The sequence below is a fragment of the Thalassolituus maritimus genome, from assembly GCF_900156675.1.
GTDB classification, from domain to species: domain Bacteria; phylum Pseudomonadota; class Gammaproteobacteria; order Pseudomonadales; family Oceanobacteraceae; genus Thalassolituus; species Thalassolituus maritimus.
Map to the genome: position 1 here is coordinate 14,318 of NZ_FTOH01000006.1, position 24,528 is coordinate 38,845.

23 protein-coding genes and 1 riboswitch are annotated in these 24,528 nt (G+C 50.6%); of the genes, 17 read left to right on the forward strand and 6 right to left on the reverse strand.

Annotated features, from left to right (window positions below):
* Positions 1-170: 170 nt before the first annotated feature.
* Genes BW941_RS10250 through BW941_RS10260 form a run of 3 tightly spaced genes read left to right on the forward strand, consistent with a single transcriptional unit; the run spans position 171 to position 2,097 of the window.
* Positions 171-749 (forward strand): LemA family protein, encoded by a 579-nt coding sequence (locus tag BW941_RS10250; RefSeq protein ID WP_076515812.1) that lies wholly within the window; start codon positions 171-173, stop codon positions 747-749.
* An 11-nt stretch (positions 750-760) separates the two neighbouring features.
* A complete protein-coding gene (locus tag BW941_RS10255) occupies positions 761-1,483 on the forward strand; it encodes a TPM domain-containing protein (protein ID WP_366370758.1) in 723 nt (240 codons plus the stop codon).
* Positions 1,483-2,097, forward strand: coding sequence for a TPM domain-containing protein (locus BW941_RS10260; protein WP_076515816.1), 615 nt, complete (start codon positions 1,483-1,485; stop codon positions 2,095-2,097). Before BW941_RS10255 ends, BW941_RS10260 begins: the two co-directional genes overlap by 1 nt.
* A gap of 58 nt (positions 2,098-2,155) precedes the next feature.
* On the opposite strand, the gene uca is transcribed toward BW941_RS10260, so the two are convergent.
* The 3 genes from uca to BW941_RS10275 are packed head-to-tail and all read right to left on the reverse strand — an operon-like array spanning position 2,156 to position 7,161.
* Positions 2,156-5,776, reverse strand: a complete 3,621-nt coding sequence (uca, locus tag BW941_RS10265) for an urea carboxylase (protein WP_076515818.1) — start codon at positions 5,774-5,776, stop codon at positions 2,156-2,158.
* A gap of 2 nt (positions 5,777-5,778) precedes the next feature.
* Positions 5,779-6,417, reverse strand: a complete 639-nt coding sequence (locus tag BW941_RS10270; RefSeq protein WP_068441396.1) for an urea amidolyase associated protein UAAP2 — start codon at positions 6,415-6,417, stop codon at positions 5,779-5,781.
* A 12-nt stretch (positions 6,418-6,429) separates the two neighbouring features.
* Positions 6,430-7,161: an urea amidolyase associated protein UAAP1 gene (locus tag BW941_RS10275; protein WP_076515820.1), complete on the reverse strand. Its 732-nt coding sequence runs from the start codon at positions 7,159-7,161 to the stop codon at positions 6,430-6,432.
* A 139-nt stretch (positions 7,162-7,300) separates the two neighbouring features.
* Positions 7,301-7,432: riboswitch (guanidine-I (ykkC/yxkD leader) on the reverse strand.
* Positions 7,433-7,784: 352 nt separating this feature from the next.
* Here BW941_RS10275 and BW941_RS10280 point away from each other — a divergent pair.
* The 9 genes from BW941_RS10280 to BW941_RS10320 all read left to right on the forward strand — a co-directional run bounded on the left by BW941_RS10280 (position 7,785) and on the right by BW941_RS10320 (position 16,445).
* Positions 7,785-8,852: an ABC transporter substrate-binding protein gene (locus tag BW941_RS10280; protein WP_245820088.1), complete on the forward strand. Its 1,068-nt coding sequence runs from the start codon at positions 7,785-7,787 to the stop codon at positions 8,850-8,852.
* 119 nt (positions 8,853-8,971) lie between these two features.
* On the forward strand, positions 8,972-9,934 hold the full coding sequence (locus BW941_RS10285) for an ABC transporter permease (RefSeq protein ID WP_068441389.1): 963 nt from the start codon (positions 8,972-8,974) through the stop codon (positions 9,932-9,934).
* A 13-nt stretch (positions 9,935-9,947) separates the two neighbouring features.
* A complete protein-coding gene (locus BW941_RS10290) occupies positions 9,948-10,847 on the forward strand; it encodes an ABC transporter ATP-binding protein (protein ID WP_076515822.1) in 900 nt (299 codons plus the stop codon).
* On the forward strand, positions 10,847-11,617 hold the full coding sequence (locus BW941_RS10295; RefSeq protein ID WP_076515824.1) for a creatininase family protein: 771 nt from the start codon (positions 10,847-10,849) through the stop codon (positions 11,615-11,617). Before BW941_RS10290 ends, BW941_RS10295 begins: the two co-directional genes overlap by 1 nt.
* Positions 11,618-11,636: 19 nt before the next feature.
* Positions 11,637-13,007 carry a type III glutamate--ammonia ligase gene (gene glnT / locus BW941_RS10300; protein WP_076515826.1) on the forward strand — a complete coding sequence of 457 codons (1,371 nt, stop codon included), beginning with the start codon at positions 11,637-11,639 and terminating at the stop codon, positions 13,005-13,007.
* A gap of 20 nt (positions 13,008-13,027) precedes the next feature.
* A complete protein-coding gene (gene nikR / locus BW941_RS10305) occupies positions 13,028-13,474 on the forward strand; it encodes a nickel-responsive transcriptional regulator NikR (RefSeq protein ID WP_068441379.1) in 447 nt (148 codons plus the stop codon).
* Between the two features lie 137 nt (positions 13,475-13,611).
* Positions 13,612-14,085, forward strand: a complete 474-nt coding sequence (locus BW941_RS10310; protein WP_076515828.1) for a hypothetical protein — start codon at positions 13,612-13,614, stop codon at positions 14,083-14,085.
* 24 nt (positions 14,086-14,109) lie between these two features.
* Positions 14,110-15,378, forward strand: coding sequence for a cytochrome-c peroxidase (locus BW941_RS10315; protein WP_084188838.1), 1,269 nt, complete (start codon positions 14,110-14,112; stop codon positions 15,376-15,378).
* A 170-nt stretch (positions 15,379-15,548) separates the two neighbouring features.
* Entirely contained in the window at positions 15,549-16,445 is an 897-nt protein-coding gene (locus tag BW941_RS10320; RefSeq protein WP_076515831.1) for a hypothetical protein, read from the forward strand.
* Positions 16,446-16,478: 33 nt separating this feature from the next.
* Here the strand turns inward: BW941_RS10320 and BW941_RS10325 are convergent, their stop codons facing one another.
* Positions 16,479-17,375 carry a DMT family transporter gene (locus BW941_RS10325; RefSeq protein WP_084188840.1) on the reverse strand — a complete coding sequence of 299 codons (897 nt, stop codon included), beginning with the start codon at positions 17,373-17,375 and terminating at the stop codon, positions 16,479-16,481.
* A gap of 150 nt (positions 17,376-17,525) precedes the next feature.
* On the opposite strand from BW941_RS10325, the gene BW941_RS10330 reads away from it, so the two are divergent.
* Positions 17,526-19,082: a methyl-accepting chemotaxis protein gene (locus tag BW941_RS10330; protein ID WP_076516216.1), complete on the forward strand. Its 1,557-nt coding sequence runs from the start codon at positions 17,526-17,528 to the stop codon at positions 19,080-19,082.
* Positions 19,083-19,105: 23 nt separating this feature from the next.
* Here the strand turns inward: BW941_RS10330 and BW941_RS10335 are convergent, their stop codons facing one another.
* Entirely contained in the window at positions 19,106-19,621 is a 516-nt protein-coding gene (locus BW941_RS10335; RefSeq protein ID WP_076515833.1) for a glycine cleavage system transcriptional repressor, read from the reverse strand.
* Positions 19,622-19,807: 186 nt separating this feature from the next.
* Between BW941_RS10335 and BW941_RS10340 the strand changes: the two genes are divergently transcribed.
* From BW941_RS10340 to BW941_RS10355, 4 genes are all read left to right on the forward strand, one after another.
* On the forward strand, positions 19,808-21,112 hold the full coding sequence (locus BW941_RS10340; protein ID WP_076515835.1) for a homoserine dehydrogenase: 1,305 nt from the start codon (positions 19,808-19,810) through the stop codon (positions 21,110-21,112).
* A gap of 147 nt (positions 21,113-21,259) precedes the next feature.
* Entirely contained in the window at positions 21,260-22,018 is a 759-nt protein-coding gene (locus tag BW941_RS10345; RefSeq protein WP_076515837.1) for a substrate-binding periplasmic protein, read from the forward strand.
* Between the two features lie 69 nt (positions 22,019-22,087).
* Positions 22,088-23,023 (forward strand): LysR family transcriptional regulator, encoded by a 936-nt coding sequence (locus BW941_RS10350; protein WP_076515840.1) that lies wholly within the window; start codon positions 22,088-22,090, stop codon positions 23,021-23,023.
* 147 nt (positions 23,024-23,170) lie between these two features.
* Complete coding sequence (locus BW941_RS10355) at positions 23,171-23,599, forward strand: bacteriohemerythrin (RefSeq protein WP_084188844.1); 429 nt, start codon at positions 23,171-23,173, stop codon at positions 23,597-23,599.
* Here BW941_RS10355 and BW941_RS10360 read toward each other — a convergent pair.
* Positions 23,583-24,497: a D-hexose-6-phosphate mutarotase gene (locus BW941_RS10360; protein ID WP_084188846.1), complete on the reverse strand. Its 915-nt coding sequence runs from the start codon at positions 24,495-24,497 to the stop codon at positions 23,583-23,585. The genes BW941_RS10355 and BW941_RS10360 overlap by 17 nt on opposite strands.
* Positions 24,498-24,528: the final 31 nt, after the last annotated feature.

Consider the following 24,528-nt stretch of genomic DNA (forward strand, 5'->3'; position numbering starts at 1 on the left):
CGGGTGCGGCATTCAGATATTGTCAGGATCGGACGGGTGTCGATGAAGAAGCAATAAAGGATGTCGCGACAGGAGTAAACTGTCATGGCGAGCAAGTATATCAGCAGTCTCTTTAGTTTTCTTCCTGAACAGGTACACTGATGTGAAAAATATCTGTAAGGAAGCATCTGATGCGTTTGATGGCGACTCTTCTTCTGGTCGTAGTTCTTAGCGGCTGCGGCATTAACAATATCCCTACCTACGATGAACAGGTCGCGAGTGCCTGGTCGCAAGTGGAAAACCAGTATCAGCGTCGAGCTGACCTGATACCAAACCTGGTGGCGACGGTGAAAGGTTTTGCCGCACAAGAACAGGAAACTCTGACAGCGGTTGTAGAGGCCAGGGCGAAGGCGACTTCGATCCAGTTGGATGCATCGATGCTGGATGACCCACAAGCGGTTGCCCGTTATCAGGAAGCGCAGGGGAGCCTTGAGCGTGCACTCGGCCGCTTGTTGATGGTCACAGAAAACTATCCGGATCTTAAGTCGAATACTAACTTCCTCGCACTTCAGTCTCAGCTTGAGGGCACCGAGAATCGTATCGCGGTTGCTCGCCGTGACTTTATTCAGGCAGTGCAAAAGTACAACACGGAGATCAGAACCTTCCCTGGTCGTATCTGGCACTCTCTGCTGTATAGCGATATGGAGTTGAAAGAGAATTTCAGTGCGACCACTGAAAACGCCGAGCAGGCGCCTGCGGTAGAATTCTGATGAGAGTGAATGTGATAAGGAGTATCACGGCAACTGTCTTACTGATGCTTTGTGCGCAGACGTTTGCAGCGATAGAGTTTCCATCGCTTACCGGTCGTGTTGTTGATAACGCATCGATGCTTCCTGTGTCATCCGAGCGCAGTATAGAAAAGATCCTGAAAGCTCACGAAGAAGCGACCAGCAATCAGGTTGTGGTGGTTACCATCGACTCCCTCAAGGGCTACAGCATTGAGGAGTATGGCTACCAGTTGGGGCGCCACTGGGGAATCGGCCAGAAGGACAAGAATAACGGTGTGCTCCTGATCGTCGCCAAAAATGACAGAAAAGTGCGCATTGAAGTCGGCTATGGCCTGGAAGGTAATCTGACCGATGCCATTGCTGGCCATATTATCCGTACAAAAATAACGCCTGATTTTAAACGCGGTCGTTTTACAGCGGGTATAAGCAAAGGGGTTGATTCAATCCTGCTGGCCATTGATGGTGCTTACAAAGCAGATAAGTCGAAACTAAATGGCAAACAGAGTGACTTTATAACCATCCTTTTTGTTGTTCTGATTCTGTTCATTTTTATTGCGAATTTCTTCGACACCGGAGGGCCAGGCGGCTTTTCGAGTGGTAGATACACTACCGGCGGATTCGGTGGAGGTTTTGGTTCAGGCGGTTTCGGCGGAGGCGGTGGCTTCAGTGGAGGCGGCGGTGGTTTTGGTGGCGGTGGCGCATCAGGAGGTTGGTAATGAGTCTTTTAAATAAACAACAACTGGATCAACTAGCCTCTGCCGTCAGTAAGGTGGAAGAAAAAACGGATGCTGAGCTGGTTACCGTACTTGCTCACGCATCGGACAGCTATCACTATATTCCGACCTTATATGCAGCGCTGATTGCATTGTTAACACCTGGAGTACTGAGTTTTTCTCCACTCTGGCTCGGCTGGTTTGAGCTGATCATAGTTCAGGCGTTGGTCTTTAGTGTTTTGGCGCTTGTGTTCCGTATTCCGGCATTGCGCTATCGATTGGTGCCTGCGAAGGTAAAAAAATCCCGTGCAGAAATGATGGCGAGACGCATGTTCCTTGAGCAGGGCTTACATCATACAAAAGGCGAGACGGGTATCCTGATATTCGTGTCTGAGGCGGAGCATTACGTTGAGATCCTGGTTGATCGTGGTATTTCTGAGAAGATTGATAATAAGGTCTGGCAGAACATCGTCAATGACTTTACTGCTGAGGTAAAAGCAGGCGCAGTACTTAAGGGTTTTGAAACCTGTATCGCCAGCGTTGCTGAGGTGGTTTCGGATGTTGTTCCTGCCACTGAAGAAAAGAACGAGCTGCCCGACAGGCTGGTTGTTCTCTGACGTACGCCTGTTTCTGATGTATTAAAGCCCTCTCACGAGGGCTTTTTTATTCAGATGATTATTTCAGCACGACCAACACCTGCCCCGGTGCCACGCCTTTACCCGCTTCTTTCAGAAGCTCGACCACGGTGCCGTCTTTATGGGCGGTGACTTCGATTTCCATCTTCATGGATTCCAGCACCAGTAGAGGCTGACCGGCTTTTACGCCCTGTCCGGGTTCGACCAGTACCTGCCAGACGTTGCCAGAGACGTGGCTTTCTACGGCAAACTCACCATCAAGCAGTTCGCGTTCGTCGTTTTCTTCGGCAACACCTATATCCGATTCAAAGCGCAGTAAGCCTTTGGCCTTCCAGTCTTCCAGTTCGGTCTGGAAGGCTTGCTGACGATGCGTCTGGAATTCGCTGATGCCAGCGGCGTTATCACTCAGGAAACGCTCGTACTCATCGAGGTTAAAGGTGTCTTCTTCAATCCGAATCGGGTACTGCCCGTGCGGGAAGTGCTCACGGATGTCCGTCAGTTCATCGTGGCTGACTTCGTAGAAGCGGATTTTATCGAAGAAGCGTAGCAACCAGGGCTTGGTAAATTCTTTGGTTTGTTTGTAACGGTTCCACATCTGCAGAGTGCGACCGACAAACTGATAACCACCGGGGCCTTCCATACCGTATACACACATATAAGCACCACCGATACCGACGGAGTTTTCTGCCGTCCAGGTGCGTGCTGGGTTGTACTTGGTTGTCACTAAGCGGTGACGAGGGTCAACGGGCGTGGCTACTGGTGCGCCGAGGTACACGTCACCTAAGCCCATCACCAGATAGCTGGCATCGAAGACGATTTTTTTCACGTCGTCGACGGATTCAAGACCGTTAATACGACGGATAAACTCGATATTATCCGGGCACCAGGGCGCATCGGCGCGCACAGACTTAACGTATTTATCAACCGCCTGCTGGCAGGCAATATCATTCCAGGAAAGTGGTAGCCAGACGGTACGTGAGGGCACTTCGGCATTTTTAAGATCACCCAGCGCGTCTTCTTCGTTGATCAGAAGCTTGAGCAGATCACTCTGCTTTAATGTCAGGCTGTCATAGTGAATCTGTAATGAACGAATGCCCGGTGTCATTTCGATAATTCCCGGTATTTCCCGACTTTGCAGAGATTCCATTAACGCATGTACACGGAAGCGCAAACGGATATCCAACTGCAGTGGGCCGTATTCAATCAGCAGATAATTATCACCGGCGGGGCGATAGACAACGCCGGTTGGATGACTTTCTGTATCAATGGTTTTTAGCACCGGTGAGTCAGGTAAATACTCACTTACTTCTGAATGTTGGTATTTAAGGGAGTCTAATTGCTTGAGCTGTTCATTACGAAGATTTACCGCTGTGTCGTGGCTTACCGGTGTAAAACGGATTTTATCCCCAGCTTTTAATTGTCCGAGTTTCCACAGGTCTGCCTGAATAACAGTCACAGGGCAGACGAAACCACCGAGGCTTGGGCCGTCAGGGCCGAGAATGACTGGCATGTCACCGGTAAAGTCCACGGCACCAATGGCGTAGGCATTATCGTGAATATTGGATGGGTGCAGACCCGCTTCACCGCCATCGTTTCGAGCCCATTCAGGTTTAGGGCCGATTAAGCGCACACCTGTGCGACTGGAATTAAAGTGAACCTCCCAATCGGCGGCAAAGAATTCATCAATATCATTCTGAGTGAAAAAATCGGGTGCGCCATGTGGGCCGTAGATAACACGCAATTGCCATTCATTGCCGATGGCAGGTAAGACATCTGCAGGCAATATATCGTCAGCTAATTTGACGTAGCTTGCAGACGTTGCTTCTTCAGTCAGATGTAATACATCACCAGGAAGCAGGGCGCGTCCGTTATGGCCGCCAAACTGCCCGAGCGTAAAGGTGGAGCGTGATCCTAGATACACAGGGCATTGAATGCCGCCAGCAACGAGCAGGTACGCACGGGCACCCGCGCCGGTCACCGTACCGCAATCCAGTTGGTCGCCTTGTTTCACTTCAACGATCTTATTAAATGGGATGCTGTAAGTCGTATTATCGCGACTCAGTTCAGCACTCGTTGCAGCGCCCGTAAGGATAATTTGTGTGGCTTTCTGAAAAACCAGTACCGGGCCTTTTAAGGTAATTTCAAGGCCTGCGCAGTCTTCGCTGTTGCCCAGCAGGCGGTTACCTAAGCGGAAGGAATATTCATCGAACGGGCCTGATGGTGGAATACCTACGTCCCAGTGGCCGATACGACCGGGAACGTCCTGCACTGTGGTTTGAGTGCCACCACTGATCACATCAATGGCTGGGTCGGAGAACTGCATTTTGCTCAGTTTCTGCGTCCAGACCAATCCGGCTTTTACTTCTTCGTCTTTTAGAATCGACTTCAGATAAAGCAGGTTGGTTTCGATGCCGTACAGTTCAGATTGATCGAGGGTTTCTGCTAACCCGGTCATTGCCTGCTCGCGGGTTTCTGCTGTGACAATGACTTTTGCCAGCATAGGGTCGAATAATGCGGGCACCTGTGTGCCGCTTTCGATCCATGTATCGATTCTGGTACGCATTCCATGTGTAGTTGTGGCTTGCCAATCTACCCGGCTAAGAAGTCCGGCGCAGGGCTGGAAGTTTTTTACCGGATCTTCGGCATAGATTCGTGCCTGAATACTGTGGCCTTTCGCAGAACGTTGTTCGTTTAAGGGTAACGTTTCACCGGCGCCAAGCCGGACCATCCACTCCACTAAATCCACACCAAAGACTTCTTCGGTCACACCGTGCTCAACCTGTAAGCGGGTATTCACTTCGAGAAAGTAAAATGATTCGCTGATTTCGTCGTAAATAAATTCCACCGTGCCTGCACTGCGGTAATTTACGCTTTCGCCTAAACGTTTCGCTGTCTCATGCAGGGCAGTACGGACGGTCTCTGAAATACGGGGTGCCGGTGTTTCTTCAATGACTTTCTGGTTGCGTCGTTGCAATGAGCAGTCCCGTTCACCGAGCGCAGCAACCGTACCTTTGCCGTCACCAAAAATCTGAACTTCAATATGGCGGGCGCGCTCAACAAATTTTTCCAGGAATACGCCATCGTTCGAGAAGTTATTGGCACTGAGGCGTTTTACCGAATCAAAGGCGTTCACCAGTTCTGCTTCGGTGTAACAGAGCTGCATACCGATACCACCACCACCGGCGGTGCTTTTCAGCATCAGTGGGTAGCCAACACGATCAGCCTCTGCTTTGGCTTCGTTGATGTCAGTCAGAAGACCTGTGCCCGGCAGCATGGGTACATCGGCTTGTTCGGCCAATGCGCGGGCGCTGTGTTTCAAACCGAAGTCGAGCATCTGTTGGCCGGTTGGCCCGAGGAAGACTACACCTGCTTGTTCACAGGCATCGGAGAAGGTCGCGTTCTCGCTTAAGAAACCGTAGCCAGGGTGAATGGCCTGGGCACCACTTTCTTTCGCAATGCCCAGAATTTTTTCCTGATTCAGATAGGTATCGGCGACACTGCCATCACCTAGTGAGTAGGATTCTTCCGCTTGCTGAACGTGCAGCGAATGCTTGTCTGCTTCGTGATAAATTACAACAGGGGTGACGCCAAGGTCATTCAGCGTGCGCATAATACGCACAGCAATGGCACCACGGTTGGCAATCAGTACTTTAGAAAACATAGTTACTCCCAGATCAGCACATCGACTGGTGTCGGGTTATAGCCGTTGCACGGGTTATTCAGCTGCGGGCAGTTCGAGATCAAAACCAGAATATTCATTTCGGCTTTCATCTCGACGTATTTTCCCGCACCCGAAATACCGTCTTCAAAGGTCAGGCCGCCTTCCGGAGTAACAGGCACGTTCATAAAGAAATTGATGTTGTGGGTGATGTCAGACTTGCTCAGGCCATATTCTTCATTTTCGTTAATGGCCAGCATCCAGCTGTCACGGCAGGCATGCATGCACTTTTTCTCAAGCGAGTAACGCACGGTGTTCGATTCAGTCGCACAGGCGCCACCCAGTGTGTCGTGACGACCACAGGTGTCTGCAGTAATCGTTAGCATGGGTCGGTCTTCGTTGGAGCGCAGAACAGTGCCCGCAGTGAGATAAACGTTACCTTGGCCTCTAATGGTATCCATAGCGCTGTAGCGTTCTGAAACGTCATCGGCGTTATAGAACAGGGTGTCTGCGGCCTGATTACCTTCGAGATCGAGAATGCGGAAGGTCTGGCCTTTTTCAATGCGATGCAGGAAATAGTCTCCCGCGGGAACGGTTTCACGGAATACCGCATCGGCTTCGTTAAATTGGCTTTCTTTAATCATGATGCGTCCTCCTTATTGGCCCATAAACTGGTAAATCGCGTTGTTTTTAAAACCGCGCTGGTTTTCAGGGCGGGAGTTCATACACTCATCATCGTCAGTCACCGGCTTGGCCTGAGCCAGTGCGTAATGTACCGGGCGTACAGGATATTCTTCAGCATTACTCAGTGGATGAGGGCAGGTGTGCATGATGACCAAGGTGTCCATCTCGAAGCGCAGCACGATTTTATCGCCTGCTTTCGAGCCTTCGCTGTACTGCAGATTGCCTTCGTTGTCGGTACTGATTTTGCTGAATAAATTCAGGTTGGCGGCCATGTCTTTGCGGGTCAGGCCGTACTTGGCCAATTCGACCAGAAAGGCGTCGTAGCCATTCTGTGTCCAACCGTTTAAGGCCTCCTGATAGGTTTTCAGCGACCATTTCTTTTGCAGCATGTCTTTGTTCAGGTTGCCGCACACGGTATCGTGCCAGCCGCAGTCGTCTTCAACGATGGACGCAAAAATACGCCCCATGTCTGAATACAGACAATGACCACGGGTCAGCTTAAAGGTGTGCTGACCTTTCAATGTGTCAGGCGCGTTGTATTTTTCCAGAAGGTTTTCCGGGTTGTAAAACAGCATGCCCAGATTTGCGTCGCCTTTAACATCGGTGAGCGTCAGCAGCGTGCCTTTTTTAACTCTCATGGACCAATGACAGCCACCACCGAGAGTATCTTCATAAATAGTATCGCCAGACTGAAAATCAGACATAAAGGCCTCCTGTATGCGCAGACATCTTGGGCGCGGAAATCATTAATAAAAAGAAATGGGGTTTTGTCACGGTGCGGGCTCCTGCAAGTTCACGGATTCATAAACGCTGCTTATTACAATGTGGGCAGTGCGTTGTCTGATCTCCCGGGCTTTTATCCCGCCGTGTAACCTGCCAGTACGCCGCTGGAGGTCGGTCACTCTCGGTCCAGTCGCTGGTTCTATCCCCTAACTTGATTGGGAGAGACCTGCCGGAACCCTAGTGCCCTTATTGTGGCAACGGCACATGTTTACGTGCGCTGCCTCTAAAAGCGTAAGTACATTCTGCTAAGCGATTGCTGTGCCAAATGCGTATATATAGTGATAACCCGCTGAGAGCGGGATTGCAAGTGCGGTTGCCTCGGCGAGTTATCTGGAACTTGCACTCTTGGTGTGCCCGTTGCGGAACCTCGTGCTTTCTCTCGGTGCACACTCTGGTACGAGTTGATCACTCTTCTACCGCCTGCTTGTTCAGATTTCAGGCGTAGTATGCAAAGCGGACAAAAAATACCAGGGCCCGAATTCCGTGCGTTTCAGCAAGTTCAGAGAAAGGTTGGTTACTCCTCTCAGGTGGTAAATGACAAAAAATGTCTAACCGTGGCACAGCCAATGCAAGGTTCGATATTACGAAACGCAATTTCAGTAATACTAACAACCTTTGGGGAATACCTATGGCGATCAGAAAGAAGTTTATTGCAGGTGCGGTGTCTGTTGTGTGCGCAGGGTTGATGAGCGTTGCCAGTGCAGTGGCTGAGCCTCTCAAGATTGGTTACAGCGACTGGCCGGGCTGGGTAGCCTGGGAAATCGCGCTTGAGAAAGGCATGTTCGAAGAAGAGGGCGTAGACGTTCAGTTCGAGTGGTTCGATTACGTGGCCAGTATGGATGCCTTTGCTGCCGGGCAGCTCGATGCGGTATCAATGACCAACGGTGATGCCCTGGTGACTGGTTCAACCGGCGCGAAAAACGTGGCCATTCTGATCAACGACTACAGCAATGGTAACGATATGGTCGTTGCTGCTGCGGGTATCAGCACGGTTGAGGAGCTGAAAGGCAAGAAAATTGGTGTTGAAGTCGGTTTTGTCGGACACCTGCTGCTGCTCAATGCTTTGGAAAAAGCCGGTATGACCGAAGCTGACGTTGAGCTGGTAAATGTGCCTACTAACGAGACTCCGCAGGTACTGGCTTCTGGTCAGGTGGATGCCATTGTTGCCTGGCAGCCTAGCTCTGGTCAGGCGCTGAATCTGGTGCCTGGCTCAAAGCGTATTTATTCAAGTGCGGATGAACCGGGTCTGATCTACGACGTTCTTGCAGTATCGCCACAGAGCCTTGCTGCTAACCGTGCAGACTGGCTAAAGGTTCTGAAAGTCTGGTACATGGCGGTTGATTACCTGAAAGATCCAGAAACCCGTGATGAGGCCATCAGCATTATGGCTGCTCGTGTGGGTATCCCACCTTCTGAGTACAAGGGCTTTATCGATGGCACCAAGATCCTGACGTTAGAAGAAGCGCTTCCTTTTATGAAGAAATCAGCAGGCTTCAAATCTTTATACGGCTCCGGTGAAATCGCAGATGCCTTTAATCTGGCGAACGATGTCTATGGCGAAAAACAGCCAGTCGATGAATACATCGATCCTTCACTGATGGAAGCTCTGTAACCCTCGGGGCTCAGCATAACCGGCGCTATTGGATTAGCGCCGGTTTTTCTCTACCGATATTCAACATGTCCTGCAGGGCTGGGGGTACTTTGGCTCTTTCCTGCTAATCGGACATAACCATGGGGATTGAAATGCAGCTTATTGCCGTTAACAGAAAACTCGACAGAGGCCCACGAAGAGCCGTCACTCTGGCCAGCTTCGCATTACCGATACTGATCTGGGCTTTAGTGAGCTATGTTCCGTTTTTATGGCACCCTCAGGTTGAAATCACACAATCGGGTTCTGTCAGTTACTTCAGCGAAGGCTTGCTGGTTGACCGGGAAGTGTTCGACCGTGAGTACGATAAAGCGAGCGAAAATGGCACGGCACTCCCAGAAGGCAAGCCTGCAAACCCTGTGTATCTTCCTGCACCTCATGAAGTTGCCGCAGCGTTTGTCACTTCATTTACTACTGAGCCTAAACGTCGAAGTGAGAACTGGCTGCATGAAAGCTTGTGGAGCAGTATTCAGGTTATTTTCTGGGGTTTCGTGCTTTCTTCCATCATTGGTATACCTCTGGGAATCCTGGCGGGCACTTATGACTTCTTCTCTCGTTTATTTGAACCTTTTATTGAATTTTTCCGGTATCTGCCTGCGCCAGCGTTTGGTGCTCTGGCCGTAGCCGTATTGGGTATTTATCAGGCACCTAAGATCGCCATTATCTTTATCGGCACTTTTTTTCAGCAAGTCTTAGTCGTTGCCAATACCACGCGTAAGCTTGATCCGAGTCTGTTAGAGGCTGCTCAGACACTGGGTGCCAAGAACAAGTCCATGCTGTTCCGTGTTGTGGTACCGGGCATTCTGCCTGATCTGTATCGCGATGTTCGCATCCTTCTGGGCTGGGCCTGGACTTACCTGATCGTTGCGGAGCTCATCGGTACCAGTTCAGGTATTACCTGGTTTATTACGCAGCAGGCGCGTTACAAAAATTTCGACAACGTGTTTGCTGCCATCATCATGATCGGGATTCTCGGTCTTACCATTGATCTGTTATTGGCATGGTTAGGGCGCCGCCTCTTTCCATGGCAGAAAGAAACCAAATAAGCGGAGATAACCCATGACAGAGAAAGAATTACCCAGTTATCTCGATCAGGCACCGGAAGTAAAAGACCGCTTCGATCGGCTTAAGCAGCGCCCAGTAACCATGGAGGTTAAAGGCCTGAATAAGCAGTTCGGTGAAGTAATTGCCTTAAAAGACATTAACCTGAAGATCCACAAGCGCGAGTTCGTTTGTGTGATTGGCCCTTCGGGCTGCGGTAAATCGACCCTGATACGGATTCTGGCGGGGCTTGAACAGGCGAGTTCCGGACAGGTGCTTCTTAACGGAGAAGCCGTGACAGAACCCGGCCCGGAACGCGGCATGGTATTTCAGGGATATACCCTGTTCCCCTGGTTGACGGTAAAAAAGAACATTATGTTCGGGCTTATTGAAAGCGGCTACGACAAAGGAACCGCAGAGTCAGAAGCTCGTGAGTGGATCAACCTTATCGGTTTAACCAAATTTGAAAACAGTTATCCGCATCAATTGTCCGGTGGGATGAAGCAGCGTGTTGCGATTGCGCGTGCTTTAGCGAACCGGCCGAAAGTACTGTTGATGGACGAGCCGTTTGGTGCACTGGATGCTCAGACGCGTGCGAAAATGCAGGCGTACCTGCTAGAAATCTGGAAGAACATCGACATTACCGTGTTCTTTATTACTCACGATCTCGATGAGGCTGTGTATCTGGCCGACCGAATTCTTGTGTTAAAGGCGAATCCCGGTGAAGTGCAGGAAATTGTTGAGGTACCAGTGCCTCAACCACGTTCCCCTGATCAGTTTATGAATCCGGAATTCCTCGCCACTAAGCAGCATATTGAAGAGTTGATTCATCCGCCATCAGAGCAGGAAGAAGACGATGATCATCTCAATCTTGTGCGCATGGTGCATGTCAACGACGACGTCGGGAGCGTCTTCTGATGTACCAACTCAGCCATATGACCTGGGAAGAAGTCGCCTCCGCTGTGGAGGGTGGAACAAACACTGCCATTCTGCCCATCGGAGCGACCGAGCAGCATGGCCCACATATGGGCTGTGGTATGGATACCGCGATTGCGCATCGGCTTTGCAGTGACGTTGCTAAAGAATCGGATGTCATTCTGTTACCGACTTTGCCATACGGGTGCTCGGTTGGACATTCCCGGCGCTGGCCAGGCACTCTGGCGTTAAATCCGAAGACCTTAATTGATGTTATTTCAGATCTGGGCGACTGGGTAAAAAGCTCGGGTGTCAGACGCCTGGTGCTGGTCAACGGTCATGTGACTAACGAAGCCCCGCTGCGCTGTGCGCTGGAAATTCTGCGCGCACGTCATGACGGTTTTATGGTGGCTTTGGTGAATACTGCACAGATTTCTGCACGGGTTAAAGACGCGCATTTTGCCGATGCCGAAGATTGGCACGCCAACGATGCAGAGACGTCATTGATGATGCACCTATACCCTGAAATCGTACGCGAGAATAAATTAGCGGAAGCCGATGATGAAGACAGAACCGGGAGCTGTCTGTTCAGTCACCCGGTTAACCGAACCAGTAAAAATGGCGTTACCGGCACGCCATCAATCGCCAGCACAGAAAAGGGCGCTGAATTGTACCAATGGATGTGTGAAGATTTTTCTTCACTACTGCAACAGGCCGTTAAGGAAGAGGCCCCCCTTAATCACAGATACTACGAGTCTGTACTTAAGATTTAATCCTGCAAAGGACAAACCAATGATCGACGTAAAATCTGACAGTGAAATTAACCGCATTCAGGAAGAACTGCAGAAGAAAGGCGTGAAATACTGCATGGGAACCTATGTAGATATTCACGGTATTCCGAAAGGAAAAGTCGTTCCTATTTCCCATCTTCATCATATGGCCCACGGTTCTGAACTCTATACAGGCTATGCTCTGGATGGGTTAGGGCAGGCACCCAATGACGATGAAATTGCCTCTGTGCCTGATCTTGATCACATTATTCAATTACCATGGCAGCCAGAGGTTGCCTGGATGCCAGCGGATAATACCCTCTATGGCGAGCCCTACATGCTCAACACCCGTGTTTTGCTGAAATCGGTGCTTGAGCAGGCAAAGGACATGGGTTTTGGTATGAACCTTGGTATTGAGGCTGAAGTTTTTCTGCTCAAGAAAAATGAAGACGGTAGCCTGGTTCCGCAAGACCCCAACGATAAACTGAAGAAGCCCTGTTATGACACCCAGTCATTCCTGAGTAATTTCAGCTGGCTCGACCGGATGGCAACTTCGATTAATGACCTCGGATGGGGGCTTTACTCTTTTGACCACGAAGACGCCAACGGTCAGTTTGAGTTCGATTTTAATTACGCAGATGCTGTTACATCGTGCGATCGTTTTACCTTCCTGAAAATGATGGCGAAAGAATATGCGAAGCAGGAAGGTCTGCTGGCGACCTTTATGCCGAAGCCATTTTCGAACAAAACCGGCAACGGCGCGCACTTTAATATGTCGCTTTACGACCTCGATACGAAAGAGAATCTGTTTCAGTGCAAACCCTCTGACGATCCTCATGGTCTTGGCTTAACCGAACTCGGTTATCAGTTTATTGCTGGTGTTCTGAAGCATGGCCCAGCATTGTGTGCTGTGTTTGCACCGACGGTGAATTCCTATAAGCGCCTCGTGCGTCAGGGAGATATGCCGTACTTCACCTGGGCGCCGGTATTTAATTCTTACGGTTCAAATAACCGTACTAACTCGGTACGTGTGCCTATGGGCGGCGGCCGCTGTGAATCTCGTAATGCCGATGGAGCGACAAACCCATATCTTGCGTGCGCTCTGGTATTGGCTGCAGGCCTTGAAGGCATTCGCGAGAAGCTCGATCCTGGCAAGCCACAGGAAACTAACCTCTACGAGCTGACCGAAGAAGAGCGTGAAGCGCGCGGTATCGGATTTTTACCACGCACATTAGATGAAGCGATCACAGCGTTTGAGAGTGATCCGTTCGTTGAAGAAGTGCTGGGTAAAGAATTACGTGCGGAGTTTATCCGCTACAAACGCGAAGAATGGAATGAGTATCATCGTTCAGTGAGCGAATGGGAAATCGAACGCTACAGTCATTTATTCTGAGATTAACGGAGTAACTAGCATTGAATAAAAAGGAACCTCTCAGTCGCATCAGTATCTCTTTGCCCGAGTCTCTTCTCAGTGGGCTGGATGAAATGGTTGCACGACGCGGTTTTGACAGCCGCTCGCAGGCCATCTGCGACATGATTAATCGCGACATTAACGAGCATCGCTCGCAGTCCGGTGATGAGGTCATGACAGGGACGTTAAATCTGGTTTATAACCATTCGATACCGGGGTTACATAAAAAGCTTTATGACCTGCAGTACAAGTACATTGACGAGGTGATCAGCAATCTGAGTGTGAACCTAACTGATACCCACACACTGGCGGTGCTACTGGTACAGGGCCCGGCTGACCGACTTCGTATGATAGGCGATCAGATGATCAGCCTGCGTGGTGTCGCGCATGGTAAATTGTTACTGAATTCTTATCTGATCCCGCCAATTCATCCATTACCTGAGTCTTAGGCTCAGATTGCCTCCTTTCGAATAGTTATATTGCGCCATAGCCGTTACAGCCGCTTCCTCCAGGTCATTATTTTGGTAGTCTGCGGCCGGTTAACCAACTCAGTTTCCGTAATCTGCCTGACAAGGATAGTGGCATAATGAAAGTGGTACTGATTTTTGTGCTGTGGCTCGTGACTTTGTCTGGCCTTATAGCCGGGGAGAGCTTAAGCGACGTATCTTCAGGCTCTGAGCGCTTTTACTCCAGTGAGCTAGATCTTCAGGTCGAGATCGGAGCTGACGAGCACTTTATGGCGATTAACAGGCTTCAGCACTGGAACGTCAGGTTGATGCGCCTGGACGGTTCACCTGTCGCGATAAAGGCGCTGACGTTTGACGGTGGCATGCCAGCACACAGGCATGGCTTACCAACGACACCGCAGACGAGCGTGTCGGGCGCAACTGCACAGATCAAGGGTATTCGCTTTTCCATGCCCGGCGTGTGGCGTTTAACTTTGGAGATGTCAACGGAAGGCGTTGATATAACCTTGGGCCTGGACGCTGATCTGAAATATGGGCAGCCACCGGATTTTCAGTCAGCAGATTTTAAGTCAGAAGGACTTATCGAGCTTTGAGCTGAGCATAGAAAGGGATATTTCATGCAGAGCGATCAATCAAATTCTATTCACTGGTTACTCGCCAGTATTATCTTTCTTTTGCTGGTACTTTTGGCAGGCTTGAAAGTAATTGCCCCTGCGCCAATCTCAGGAGAGTCTGAGGTAGCAACCTGGAGCCCAGAGGAAATCGCGTTACTTCGTTCGTTGTCGCTTCAGCGAGACGGAGAATTACCTTCTTATGAAGGGCGCACCAACGAGTACGAAGGCTCTGCGGCAGCCGCTTCCCTTGGGCATCAGCTATTTTTTGATACTGACCTCAGTCGAACTGGTGCAACTTCCTGTGCCAGCTGTCATCAGCCCGATAAAGCCTTCACCGATGGATTAGCTCATCCGGCGACTCACGTTCAGGCTGCGCCGCGTAATACCCCCACGTTAATAGGAGCGGCCTCATCGCCCTGGCAGTTCTGGGATGGTCGCAGTGATAGCCTATGGGCACAAGCCCTCGAAGCTCTGGAGAGTCCGTTGGATCATGGGCTGTCGAGGTCGGACATCGTATCGTTGGTTAGCACGAAATACCGACCTGAATACGAAGCGTTATTTGGAGAACTGCCGGCATCTGATGACAGTGCTGAAGTTGATCGTGCGTTTACTAATGTCGGTAAAGCCATCGGTGCGTACGTTGCTATGCTCAAGCCAGCGCCAGCAAAGTTTGATCGTTATGTGGCCAGTCTGTCGTCCACTGAGCCATCTGGTGAGCCTGTTGAGCTACTGACTAAAACTGAAATTGCAGGGCTGAAGCTGTTTATCAGCGAGGACAAAGGGCAGTGCATTTCCTGCCACAATGGTCCGCTTTTTACTAACAACGAGTTCAAGTCGATTAACGTACCCGATTTTTCTGGAACAGACAGTGGCAGGCTGCTGGGTGCAGAGCAGGCTTTGCGAAATCCGTTCAATTGCCTTGGCAATTATAGCGCCGCCGAAAAAGAAAGCTGTGGTGAGCTTCTCTACATCAAGAAGGACGACCCGGAGCTATACGCCGCTTTTAAAGTCCCCACGCTGCGTAATCTCAGTTCTACCGCTCCCTACATGCATTCAGGGATCTTCCCTAGCCTGTCCGATGTTCTGAAGTACTACAACCATCCACTGCAACGTGCCAATGACCATCTGGACATCGTACCGCTGGGTATGTTTCCACACGAATTGCAGCAACTTGAAGCCTTTCTGATGACTCTGGAAAGTGGTGTTGATATCGCCCCTGAATGGCTCAGACCACCGAACAAGCGTCAGGTCGCAATGATCGAATATGAATAGACCGGATGCCTGACGAGTTACTAAAGCATCGCGCTCGTACTGATTTCTGAAATTACCTTGAGATATCTCTAATGAAAATACGCTATTTTGCAGTTTTGCTGTGTCTAATGCCTTTGCCGGCTCTGGCCCATGTACGTTGGTTTGTACCGGTGGGAACGGACCTACCCGTGATGAGCTTACCAACAGACTGGCTTGCCGTACTTCTTGTGAGTGGTGCGTTAGTGTTTATGGCCTCGGTCTTCGTTGTCGCGAGAATCGCAGCTCAGTCGGATGCACTTAGCCGCTTTGTATTTTCGCCCTTGAAAAGTAAGCATCATATGGAGTGGTACCTGCTTTTTCTGCTGGTCAATCTGGTGTTCGTTCATAATCTTTTGGAAGGTGAGTTTCTCGGTCCTCACTTTTTCGTTATGCCGGATGCCATGATGATCGGTGTGGTACTGCAGGCAATGGTACTTATTCTATCGGTTGTATCACTGTTGGTGACGGGGGTGCTGCTATTGGTTGTAGCGCTCTGTGGGGTCATTGTTTTTTCGTTTGAGAGTGGTATCGATTACTTCTTTGAAATCGTCGCTCTGGGATTAGCGTATATCCTTGTCTCAACACGGATCAATACGCTCGACCGGAGTGCTTTTGCGCGATTCGGAATCGAACGTGTCGCTCACCTGGCACCTTCAGTGCTAAGGATAGGCCTCGGACTCCAGCTGGTGGTTCTGGCGATTCACAACAAGTTGTACGAGCCCGCAGCAACGTATTTCTTTCTCAGCGAGCACCCTTACTATAATTTCCCGCAATACTTGGGTTGGACAGAATTCACGCACCTGCACTTCGCTCTGGCGGCAGGTGTTTTTGAAGCAGCCTTTGGAATTATGCTGATGTTAGGCCTCGCGACACGCTATGTACTTCTTGTTGTCAGTTTCTTCTTTGTTTCAACGGGTATTATTTCGGGGCTTGAAGAAGTGATGGGTCACTTGCCGATTTTCGGGGTCATCGCCGTCTTGTTTGTTGCCGGTGATCGGCGTTCTTCAGATACACAGCAGGGGCCGCTGCTCGCACCGAGCCCCGCTTAGAACTACTGGGGGCCTCAAGATCAGCTTATCGGGCTAGCTTTTCCGGGCTAGCCACATGCGTACAGCGCTCCAGCGGTTTACCACGAGTGACAGAAAAATCAGCGAGCAGCCGAAGAGTTGGCTGAGAGACATGGTTTCTCCGAACCAGAGCGCAGCGAAGGTCGCTGTCCAGACCGGTTCTACGATCATGATTACCGCGGCGTGCGAGGGCGTTGTCATACCCTGTGCATAGGTCTGCAGAAAAAAGCGCGCAGCCGTACCAACAGTGACACTCAGAAGGAGCCACCACCACATGTCTGCGGTCCAGGTATCCGGCCATTCTTCCACACCCGCTGACAGGGCGATAGCAACGATCCCCACAATCGATAGCTGAATAGCACTGAGTGCCAGCGCGGGCACGTGCGCCGCAGCCCTTCCGTTAAGGATAAAGGTCATTGATAGCAAAAGTGCAGCGGTGAAGAACAGCAGTTGGCTCAGTTCAGGTCTGAAACCATGCTGCAATGAGAGTAGCCCCATGCCTGCAAATGCCAGAGGCAGAGCAATCCAGCTGGCACGCGACATCGCATCACCGAAGAACAGCCAACTAATGAGCGGAACCAGAACAACCGCGAGGCTAGTAATAAAAGATCCTTCTCCGAGATGTGTGGCATAGAAGAGCCCCATGATCCAGGTACTCATAGCGATGCCGAACAGTATTCCTACGCCCGATGAGGCTTTCCATTGATGTTTGGTTAACTTCTTAAGCCCTGAATATCCGGGGATGGCCAAAAGCAAGCCCGCGAACAGGAAGCGAGTGCCGATAAACAACAGAGGAGGGAATCCGTCGAGTGCTTCTTTTGAAAACATCCAGCTGATCGCTGCAAGAACGGTCACGAGTAACAACATCATGTCGGCTTTGAAAACAACGGGGCTGGCGGAGGTGTGCGACACGAATATCACTTCTCAAAAACACGGATGGGGCGCGAGTATTCCACAGGCTGGCTCATTCGGACAGATGGGATTATGCCAATTCCCGAGCCTGACTTTCACAAATCAGAAACACTGCTACTATTTTTCATACAGGCCACCCGGACAAACATTATGCGTAAGAACTTACCCGTAACTGACAAGGAACGTACTTTCTCTGAAGATCAGAAGTTGATCTCCTCCACCGATCTGAAGGGCAAGATCGTTCACTGTAATGACGCCTTTGTTGAAGTTAGCGGGTATTCGCGTGAGGAGCTCATTGGCCAGCCTCATAATATTGTTCGTCATCCGGATATGCCCGTCGAAGCCTATGAATCGATGTGGAAGGAGCTGAAAGCAGGTTCACCCTGGATGGGGCTGGTGAAGAACCGTTGCAAAAACGGTGATTATTACTGGGTCAGCGCCTATGTCACTCCAGTCATAGAAGGTGGGGTTGCGGTCGGTTATGAGTCAGTGCGTACTGCACCTTCCCGGGATCAGATTGCCAGAGCTGAAGCCGCTTACCGTGGTCTGAATGATGGGTCGTGGCTCAGAAAGCAGCGCCTGAAGAAGATCCGACAGCAGATTACATTGCCTGTTGTTCTCCTTCTTATGATTTTTGCGGGCTTTCAGATCAATGGTGTTAATGGAGCCATTGAGGGGGCGTCGTTTGGAGCGATTGGCGTGTTGCTCTTTTCTATCGCACGCCTGAAGCGCCGCTTGAGAGATCTGTCGGTTCAGTCTTCTGGTTTCTTTAACGATCCACTTGCTGCGCGGGTCTATCATAATCGCGATGATGCTGCTGGGCAGGTGGCGATGGCACTCACCAGTCAGAATGCACGCCTGGATACGATTCTCACCCGTATCGAAGATGCTGCTCAGGCCATGTCGGTAAAAACTGCTGAGGGATTGAGTAAGTCTATGAGTGCGCACGGCCAGATAGAAAAGCAGCAGGGTGAAAGCCAGCGTATTACTGAGGCGATGCGCGAAGTCAGTAATGCGATCGAAACAACGACCAAAAACATCCATGAGACGGCGGTGAACTCGGTGCAGGTACAGACTCTGGTTAAGTCAGGGACAGACCTGGCATCAAGTACCCACAAAGCTATTGAAGCCCTGAATGAGATCACTGAGAAAGTTACGGAGACGGTCCGGACCATTGAGTCTGAGACGTCACGGATTTCCGCCGCAGCCGGCGTCATTGAAGATATTGCTGAGCAAACTAACCTGCTTGCACTGAATGCGGCAATTGAGTCGGCACGCGCCGGAGAGCAAGGTCGCGGATTTGCTGTTGTCGCTGATGAAGTCCGGACTCTCGCGCAGAAAACTCAGGATACAACGAGCGATATTCACCGCGTGATAAACGATTTGTCGGTCAGTGTTTCTGCGGCAGTTGACATGGCTGCAGGAGGTTCGGAGTCTGCAGCAGGTGGTCTGAGTAAGGTCAACGAAATGGAAATCATGCTTAAGAGTATTTCGTCGGCGGTTGATGATATCGCTACAGTATCCGACTCAATGGCTGAGTCGGCGAAACGTCAGGCGGTGCTGACTAACGAAATGACGGAGCAGGTCGGAAATGTATCAGAGCTGGCTAAGGGCTCACTTAGCCAGTCTAACGAGGCCGCGTCGACGATGCAGGACATTGGGCGTCTCTCCACCGGTCTGCGCGATCTGGTTCAGCGCTTTCGCTGACAGGCACCGGATTATTCCGAAGATTAGTCGTTCTGAAGCTCAACCATCAGGTCGTCTGAGAGTGCTTCCAGGGCGTCACTGACGTCATCATGATCCAGGGTATCCGGTACACTGGCGCGAATTTCACTCCTGAACAGAGGAACCGCAGACATCTCTGCAGGTTCGCAACTGGTGCTCAGCTCGAGTACGTTTACGCCTATCTGCGCCAGGGCTTGAGATACCTCCCTGACAATGCCCGGGCGGTCATTCCCTACCACACTAAGGCTGACAATGTGAGTCGCCTTAGACGCGAGGGGAGTGGCCGGATTTTCAACCCGGACCAGAAGCCCGGAGCTGTCGAGGCTGGACAGAGCGGCAACTAACTTACTCTTGTGTTCACTATCGATACTGATGCGCAGGATTCCTGCGAATTTGCCTGCCATCTGAGCCATACGGCTTTCGAGCCAGTTGCCCTGATGATCGGCAATCACAGAAGACAACTTCTCTACAATCCCTGGTTTATCGTCAGCAATGACGGTCAGAACGAGAAAGTCAGGCATGCTTGATCCTTACGAATTATTTTTAGATCAGAAACGTTATCACAGGCTTATGAGGCTTCCTATTCTAATGCAGTAATTTATAACCTCAGGGATTTCGTCCAGCCTCTAATATGATACATTTACGCCCCAAACCCTTATGGGCATGGTAACAAGCCATGTCTGATCGACCTGACAGGAGATTTGATCTTGAAACCGGTAAAAGTAGGTATCTGCGGTTTAGGTACAGTTGGCGGTGGTACATTTAACGTACTGACTAATAATGCGAAAGATATTGCACGCCGTGCCGGTCGGGACATTATTATCGAGCAGGTTGCCATGCGTCATCCAAACCCGGCGGTGGAAATCGGCTCGGTTAAGACGACAGAAGATGTTGCCGACGTCATCAGCAATCCTGATATCGATATCGTGGTTGAACTGATTGGTGGCTACACCGTAGCAAAAGACGTAGTGATGGGCGCCATCGAAAACGGCAAGCATGTCGTCACTGCGAACAAGGCTCTGATCGCCGTTTACGGCTCTGAAATCTTTGCTGCTGCGGAAGCGAAAGGCGTGTCTGTGATGTACGAAGCCGCTGTCGCCGGTGGCATTCCGATCATTAAAGCCATTCGTGAAGGTCTGGCGGCAAACCATATTAACTGGCTTGCAGGTATCATTAACGGTACCGGTAACTTCATCCTGACCGAAATGCGTGACAAAGGCCGTGATTTTGCCGACGTACTGGCAGAGGCCCAGGCGCTGGGGTATGCCGAAGCTGATCCGACGTTTGACGTTGAAGGTATTGATGCTGCACACAAGCTAACCATTCTTGCGTCGATCGCTTATGGTATCCCGCTTCAGTTTGAGCATTGCTATACCGAAGGTATCAGCAAAGTGGCTCCAGAGGACGTTGAATACGCAGAAGAGCTGGGTTATCGCATCAAGCACCTCGGGATCAGCAGCCGCACCGAGAAGGGCATTGACCTGCGTGTGCATCCGACTCTGATCCCTGAGCACCGTCCGATTGCCAAAGTCGACGGCGTACTTAACGCTGTGACCGTGAATGGTGATGCCGTAGGCGATACCCTGTACGTAGGTGCTGGCGCAGGAGCTGGGCCGACTGCATCGGCGGTAGTTGCTGACATCATTGATCTGGCACGAACGCTGGAAGCACCTGCGTCGGCAAGTGTTAATCACCTGGCGTTCGATAGTGAAAGCATCGATAACCTGCGTGTACTGCCGATTGAACAGGTAGAAACTGCATACTATCTGCGTATTCAGGTTCAGGATCGCACCGGTGTACTGGCGAGCATCGCGACGACGCTCAGCGAGCACGACATCAATATAGAGGCTCTGATTCAGAAAGAGCCGCGCATGGAGAATGATCTGGCTCAGATCATTATCCTGACCCACAAAGTGGAAGAAGCGCGTATGAATGCTGCGATCGAGGCTGTTGAGAGCCTAGACAGTACACACGGTAAGATCACTCGCATCCGTGTTGAGCATCTCGACTGACCGCTGTAACACCGCCGTATGTGACACAAAGCGGAGCCTCAGGGCTCCGTTTTTTTGTCCTGTCTGACGGTCTTTACAGATAAAATAGAGGCGTTCTTGTGTGTTTAGCATATTCTTAATCATTAGTTATTCATTCAGGACAATACCATGTTAAGTCGGATTGTAGTTTCTCTGGTGTTATTGCTGGGAATTCCATCTTTTGCGGTCGCAGAAGATAAGGTCGTACGCCTGGCAACTCTTGAGTGGGCGCCGTATACCAGCCAGACATTGAAGCATCAGGGGGCGACGACCGAAGTAGTGCGCCGCTCGTTTAAAGCCATGGGGTATGAACTCCAGATTATGTTTTACCCATGGGAGAGAGCGGTAAAAATGGGTAGCGATGGGAGTTACGGCCTCGATGGCTTCTTTCCCGAGTACTATCGCGAAGATGTTAATGACGGCGTCGTATTCTCAGATCCGGTTGGCTACGGTCCTCTTGGTTTTGCAGAGCGTGTTAATAGGGTGATTGACTGGAACAAGCTCGAGGATCTGACGCCATACACCATCGGCACGGTTCAGGGGTATGCTAACACGTTAGAATTTGATGAGCGGGTTGCTGAACAGACGCTTAATGTCAGTGAAGCTATGACTGATGTTACCAATCTGATGAAACTGGTTTACGGCCGGGTTGACCTGTCTGTGATTGATCAGCATGTGTTTGCTTATCTGTTAGCAACTAATCCCGAGCTCAACGCGGTACGGGGGCAGTTGTTGTTTGATCAGACGTTGCTGGAGATAAAATCTCTGTACGTATGCTTTAACAAAGACAATGCCCATCTGGCTGAAATTCTGAACCAGGGGCTTGCTAAAATCGATATCCGTGCGATACAGGACGAGATATTTTCAGACTATTATCCGGATCAATAGTTGTCTGTTTTTCATTTATCAGGTGAATAGTGTAGGCTTCGCGTTAATGTCCTCTTGTGCTGTTCCGCCATGAACCTTGATCGTATTGACCTTAACCTGCTCGTTTATCTAGATGTACTCCTTCGTGAGGGCAGTGTCACTAAAGCTGCTCAACAGCTGGGTATTACTCAGCCTGCCATGAGTAATGGTTTGCGCCGACTCAGAGATCTGTTTGGTGATCCGCTGCTGGTGCGAACGTCTGATGGCATGACAGCAACAGAGCGTGCTCAGGAGCTACAGCCGGTGATTCGCAAGGCTTTGGGTGAGTTACAGATGGCACTCCAGCCACAGGAAGAGTTTGACGCCAGGGTCAGCCATCGCGTTTTCCGGATTATGGTGAGTGACTACGCTGAATCCACGTTAGTGCCAGAACTGGTGAAGCGTCTGCGCAGTGATGCCCCCGATGTGATTCTCGATGTATTGACGCCTTCCGATGTGACGTTCAAAGATGTTGAAGCAGGAAAGGTCGATATGGCGATTAACCGCTTTGATGAGATGCCTCAATCCTTTCACCAGATGGCTCTCTGGCAGGATGACTTCGTTTGTCTGGTGAATCCAGACCATCCCAATGTCGACCGGTTTGATCTGGACGCGTACCTGTCCAGTAAGCATATCTGGGTAAGCAAAACCGGTATGGGCGCAGGGGTCGGTATCGATCCGGAAAAGGTCGTGCGTCTGGGCTGGGTGGACAATGCATTATCAAAGCTGGGGCATAAGCGAAAAATATCTGTATTTACCCGTCACTATCAGATGCCAGCGCTACTTGCGCTCAATAATGATCTGGTTGCTACTTTGCCTCGAAAGGTAGCCGATATGCAGGCCGAATCAGCCTCTCTGCAGGTGAAAGAGCCTCCATTCAAGATCCCTCCGTTCGAGCTCAAGATGGCATGGTCCCCCTTACTACAGCATCATCAGGCACATCGCTGGTTACGGCGTACAATCGTTGATGTAGCGCAGTACTGTTAATTTGCTCCTCCCATCTGTTGATTGCTTGTAGTCTGCTTGTGGCGAATTGTCCGGATTTGTCACGCTGCTTGATTCACATCAAGCCAATGCCCTCCACTTAGGACACAATAGAGCCTGCTGATAAGAGTATTAATTCGGGAGGGGCTCATGTCCATGATGTTCTGGGATTACCCGCAGTTGCCGGTTCAGTTTATGAATCGTGAACATGAGACCTTTGTAGGTCTCATGAATGATGCAGAGCAGGCGCTGACGATGGGGACCTTCTCGGTTCAGCACTTTAAACGGCTTGTACAGCATTGCCAGGAGCATTTCGCACACGAAGAGCGTGAGATGCAGAGGACGCACTTTCCAGGTTTCGAATTACACAAGAAACAGCATGATCGTGTGTTGCTGGAGATGACTGAGCTTCTCAAGGGATATGTCGCGACTCAGGACATTGAGCCATTGCTCAGATACCTGCAGGACATATTACCTGAATGGTTTACTCAGCACATTCACACACTGGATCAGGTGACGGCGCAATACCTCACTGCCGCCTATGCCAAATCAAACCGTCGGGCTAAATCGATCGGTTAACCAGGGTCATACGTAGGGTATGGCTTTCGCCGGGCTGAAGCGTTACAGCAGCGTCCATAACATCCGCGGACTCAATGCAGAACATGTTTTTCCAGGCGTCATCCTCAAACTGACTCAGGCGTGCTCCTTTATCAATCCACGGGTTCCAGACAATCGCCGTGCGGTTATTTCCGCTTAAGATCATGGTTGAGCCGGGAGATTGCAGAGTAAGATCCCGGCTGACCGTGTAAATCCGGTCGGTTTCGTCGACGAACGCAACCGGCCCGGTCTGTGTTTTGGTTGCCCAGCCATCAAGGGCATCGATATATGACTCATCTTCAAGCCCGGCGATGCTGGTCTGGTTAATATCGGTCGTAGGGAAATAGGTATGTAAGGCCTGAGATATCGCGACCTCTTTCTGCCCGGCGATTGTGGTGAGCGCTAGAGTTAACGCGGAAGCCGACATGGAAACTTCAAGTTTAAGTGAGGCATCGCCGTTCCAGGCTGGATGTGCGGGATTCTCAAGAGACAGGCCGAGTACAACGTCTGAGTCAGATTCAGTGACTGACGTTAAGCTCCAGTCCTGAGAGCGGGCGAAGCCGTGTGCTGGTGCATTGTCACCGGTGATATGTGTTGTCACGGACGAGGGATTTTTAGCAGCATTACCGAACCAGGGCCAGCATATGGGGATTCCACCGCGTAGAGAGGTGCCGGTTTTATATTCTGCAGTCTCGCTTAACCATAGCCATTCTTTGTTCTGGATGGCAAAGCGCAGCAATTGTGCGCCTTGTATCGCGAGGTCTGCACTGAAGTCGGTATGTCGAACCAGGATCACCGGCAGAGCATCGCGCATTTCTACCGACAGGTATTGATTATCGCTCAGTTGGTCGCGCAGTGAGTTATACTTCTGCAGGGTCATAAGGCGGTTCCGAATCCGGGAATTTACGTCG

Coding starts and splice junctions, on each gene's coding strand:
- BW941_RS10260 (WP_076515816.1), top strand. CDS start 1,483: ATGAGTCTTTTAAATAAACAACAACTGGATCAACTAGCCTCTGCCGTC.
- uca (WP_076515818.1), bottom strand. CDS start 5,776: ATGTTTTCTAAAGTACTGATTGCCAACCGTGGTGCCATTGCTGTGCGT.
- BW941_RS10285 (WP_068441389.1), top strand. CDS start 8,972: ATGGGGATTGAAATGCAGCTTATTGCCGTTAACAGAAAACTCGACAGA.
- BW941_RS10315 (WP_084188838.1), top strand. CDS start 14,110: ATGCAGAGCGATCAATCAAATTCTATTCACTGGTTACTCGCCAGTATT.
- BW941_RS10295 (WP_076515824.1), top strand. CDS start 10,847: ATGTACCAACTCAGCCATATGACCTGGGAAGAAGTCGCCTCCGCTGTG.
- BW941_RS10345 (WP_076515837.1), top strand. CDS start 21,260: ATGTTAAGTCGGATTGTAGTTTCTCTGGTGTTATTGCTGGGAATTCCA.
- BW941_RS10330 (WP_076516216.1), top strand. CDS start 17,526: ATGCGTAAGAACTTACCCGTAACTGACAAGGAACGTACTTTCTCTGAA.
- BW941_RS10310 (WP_076515828.1), top strand. CDS start 13,612: ATGAAAGTGGTACTGATTTTTGTGCTGTGGCTCGTGACTTTGTCTGGC.
- glnT (WP_076515826.1), top strand. CDS start 11,637: ATGATCGACGTAAAATCTGACAGTGAAATTAACCGCATTCAGGAAGAA.
- BW941_RS10360 (WP_084188846.1), bottom strand. CDS start 24,497: ATGACCCTGCAGAAGTATAACTCACTGCGCGACCAACTGAGCGATAAT.
- BW941_RS10280 (WP_245820088.1), top strand. CDS start 7,785: ATGTCTAACCGTGGCACAGCCAATGCAAGGTTCGATATTACGAAACGC.
- BW941_RS10320 (WP_076515831.1), top strand. CDS start 15,549: ATGAGCTTACCAACAGACTGGCTTGCCGTACTTCTTGTGAGTGGTGCG.
- BW941_RS10275 (WP_076515820.1), bottom strand. CDS start 7,161: ATGTCTGATTTTCAGTCTGGCGATACTATTTATGAAGATACTCTCGGT.
- BW941_RS10270 (WP_068441396.1), bottom strand. CDS start 6,417: ATGATTAAAGAAAGCCAATTTAACGAAGCCGATGCGGTATTCCGTGAA.
- BW941_RS10335 (WP_076515833.1), bottom strand. CDS start 19,621: ATGCCTGACTTTCTCGTTCTGACCGTCATTGCTGACGATAAACCAGGG.
- BW941_RS10290 (WP_076515822.1), top strand. CDS start 9,948: ATGACAGAGAAAGAATTACCCAGTTATCTCGATCAGGCACCGGAAGTA.
- BW941_RS10250 (WP_076515812.1), top strand. CDS start 171: ATGCGTTTGATGGCGACTCTTCTTCTGGTCGTAGTTCTTAGCGGCTGC.
- BW941_RS10350 (WP_076515840.1), top strand. CDS start 22,088: ATGAACCTTGATCGTATTGACCTTAACCTGCTCGTTTATCTAGATGTA.
- BW941_RS10355 (WP_084188844.1), top strand. CDS start 23,171: ATGTCCATGATGTTCTGGGATTACCCGCAGTTGCCGGTTCAGTTTATG.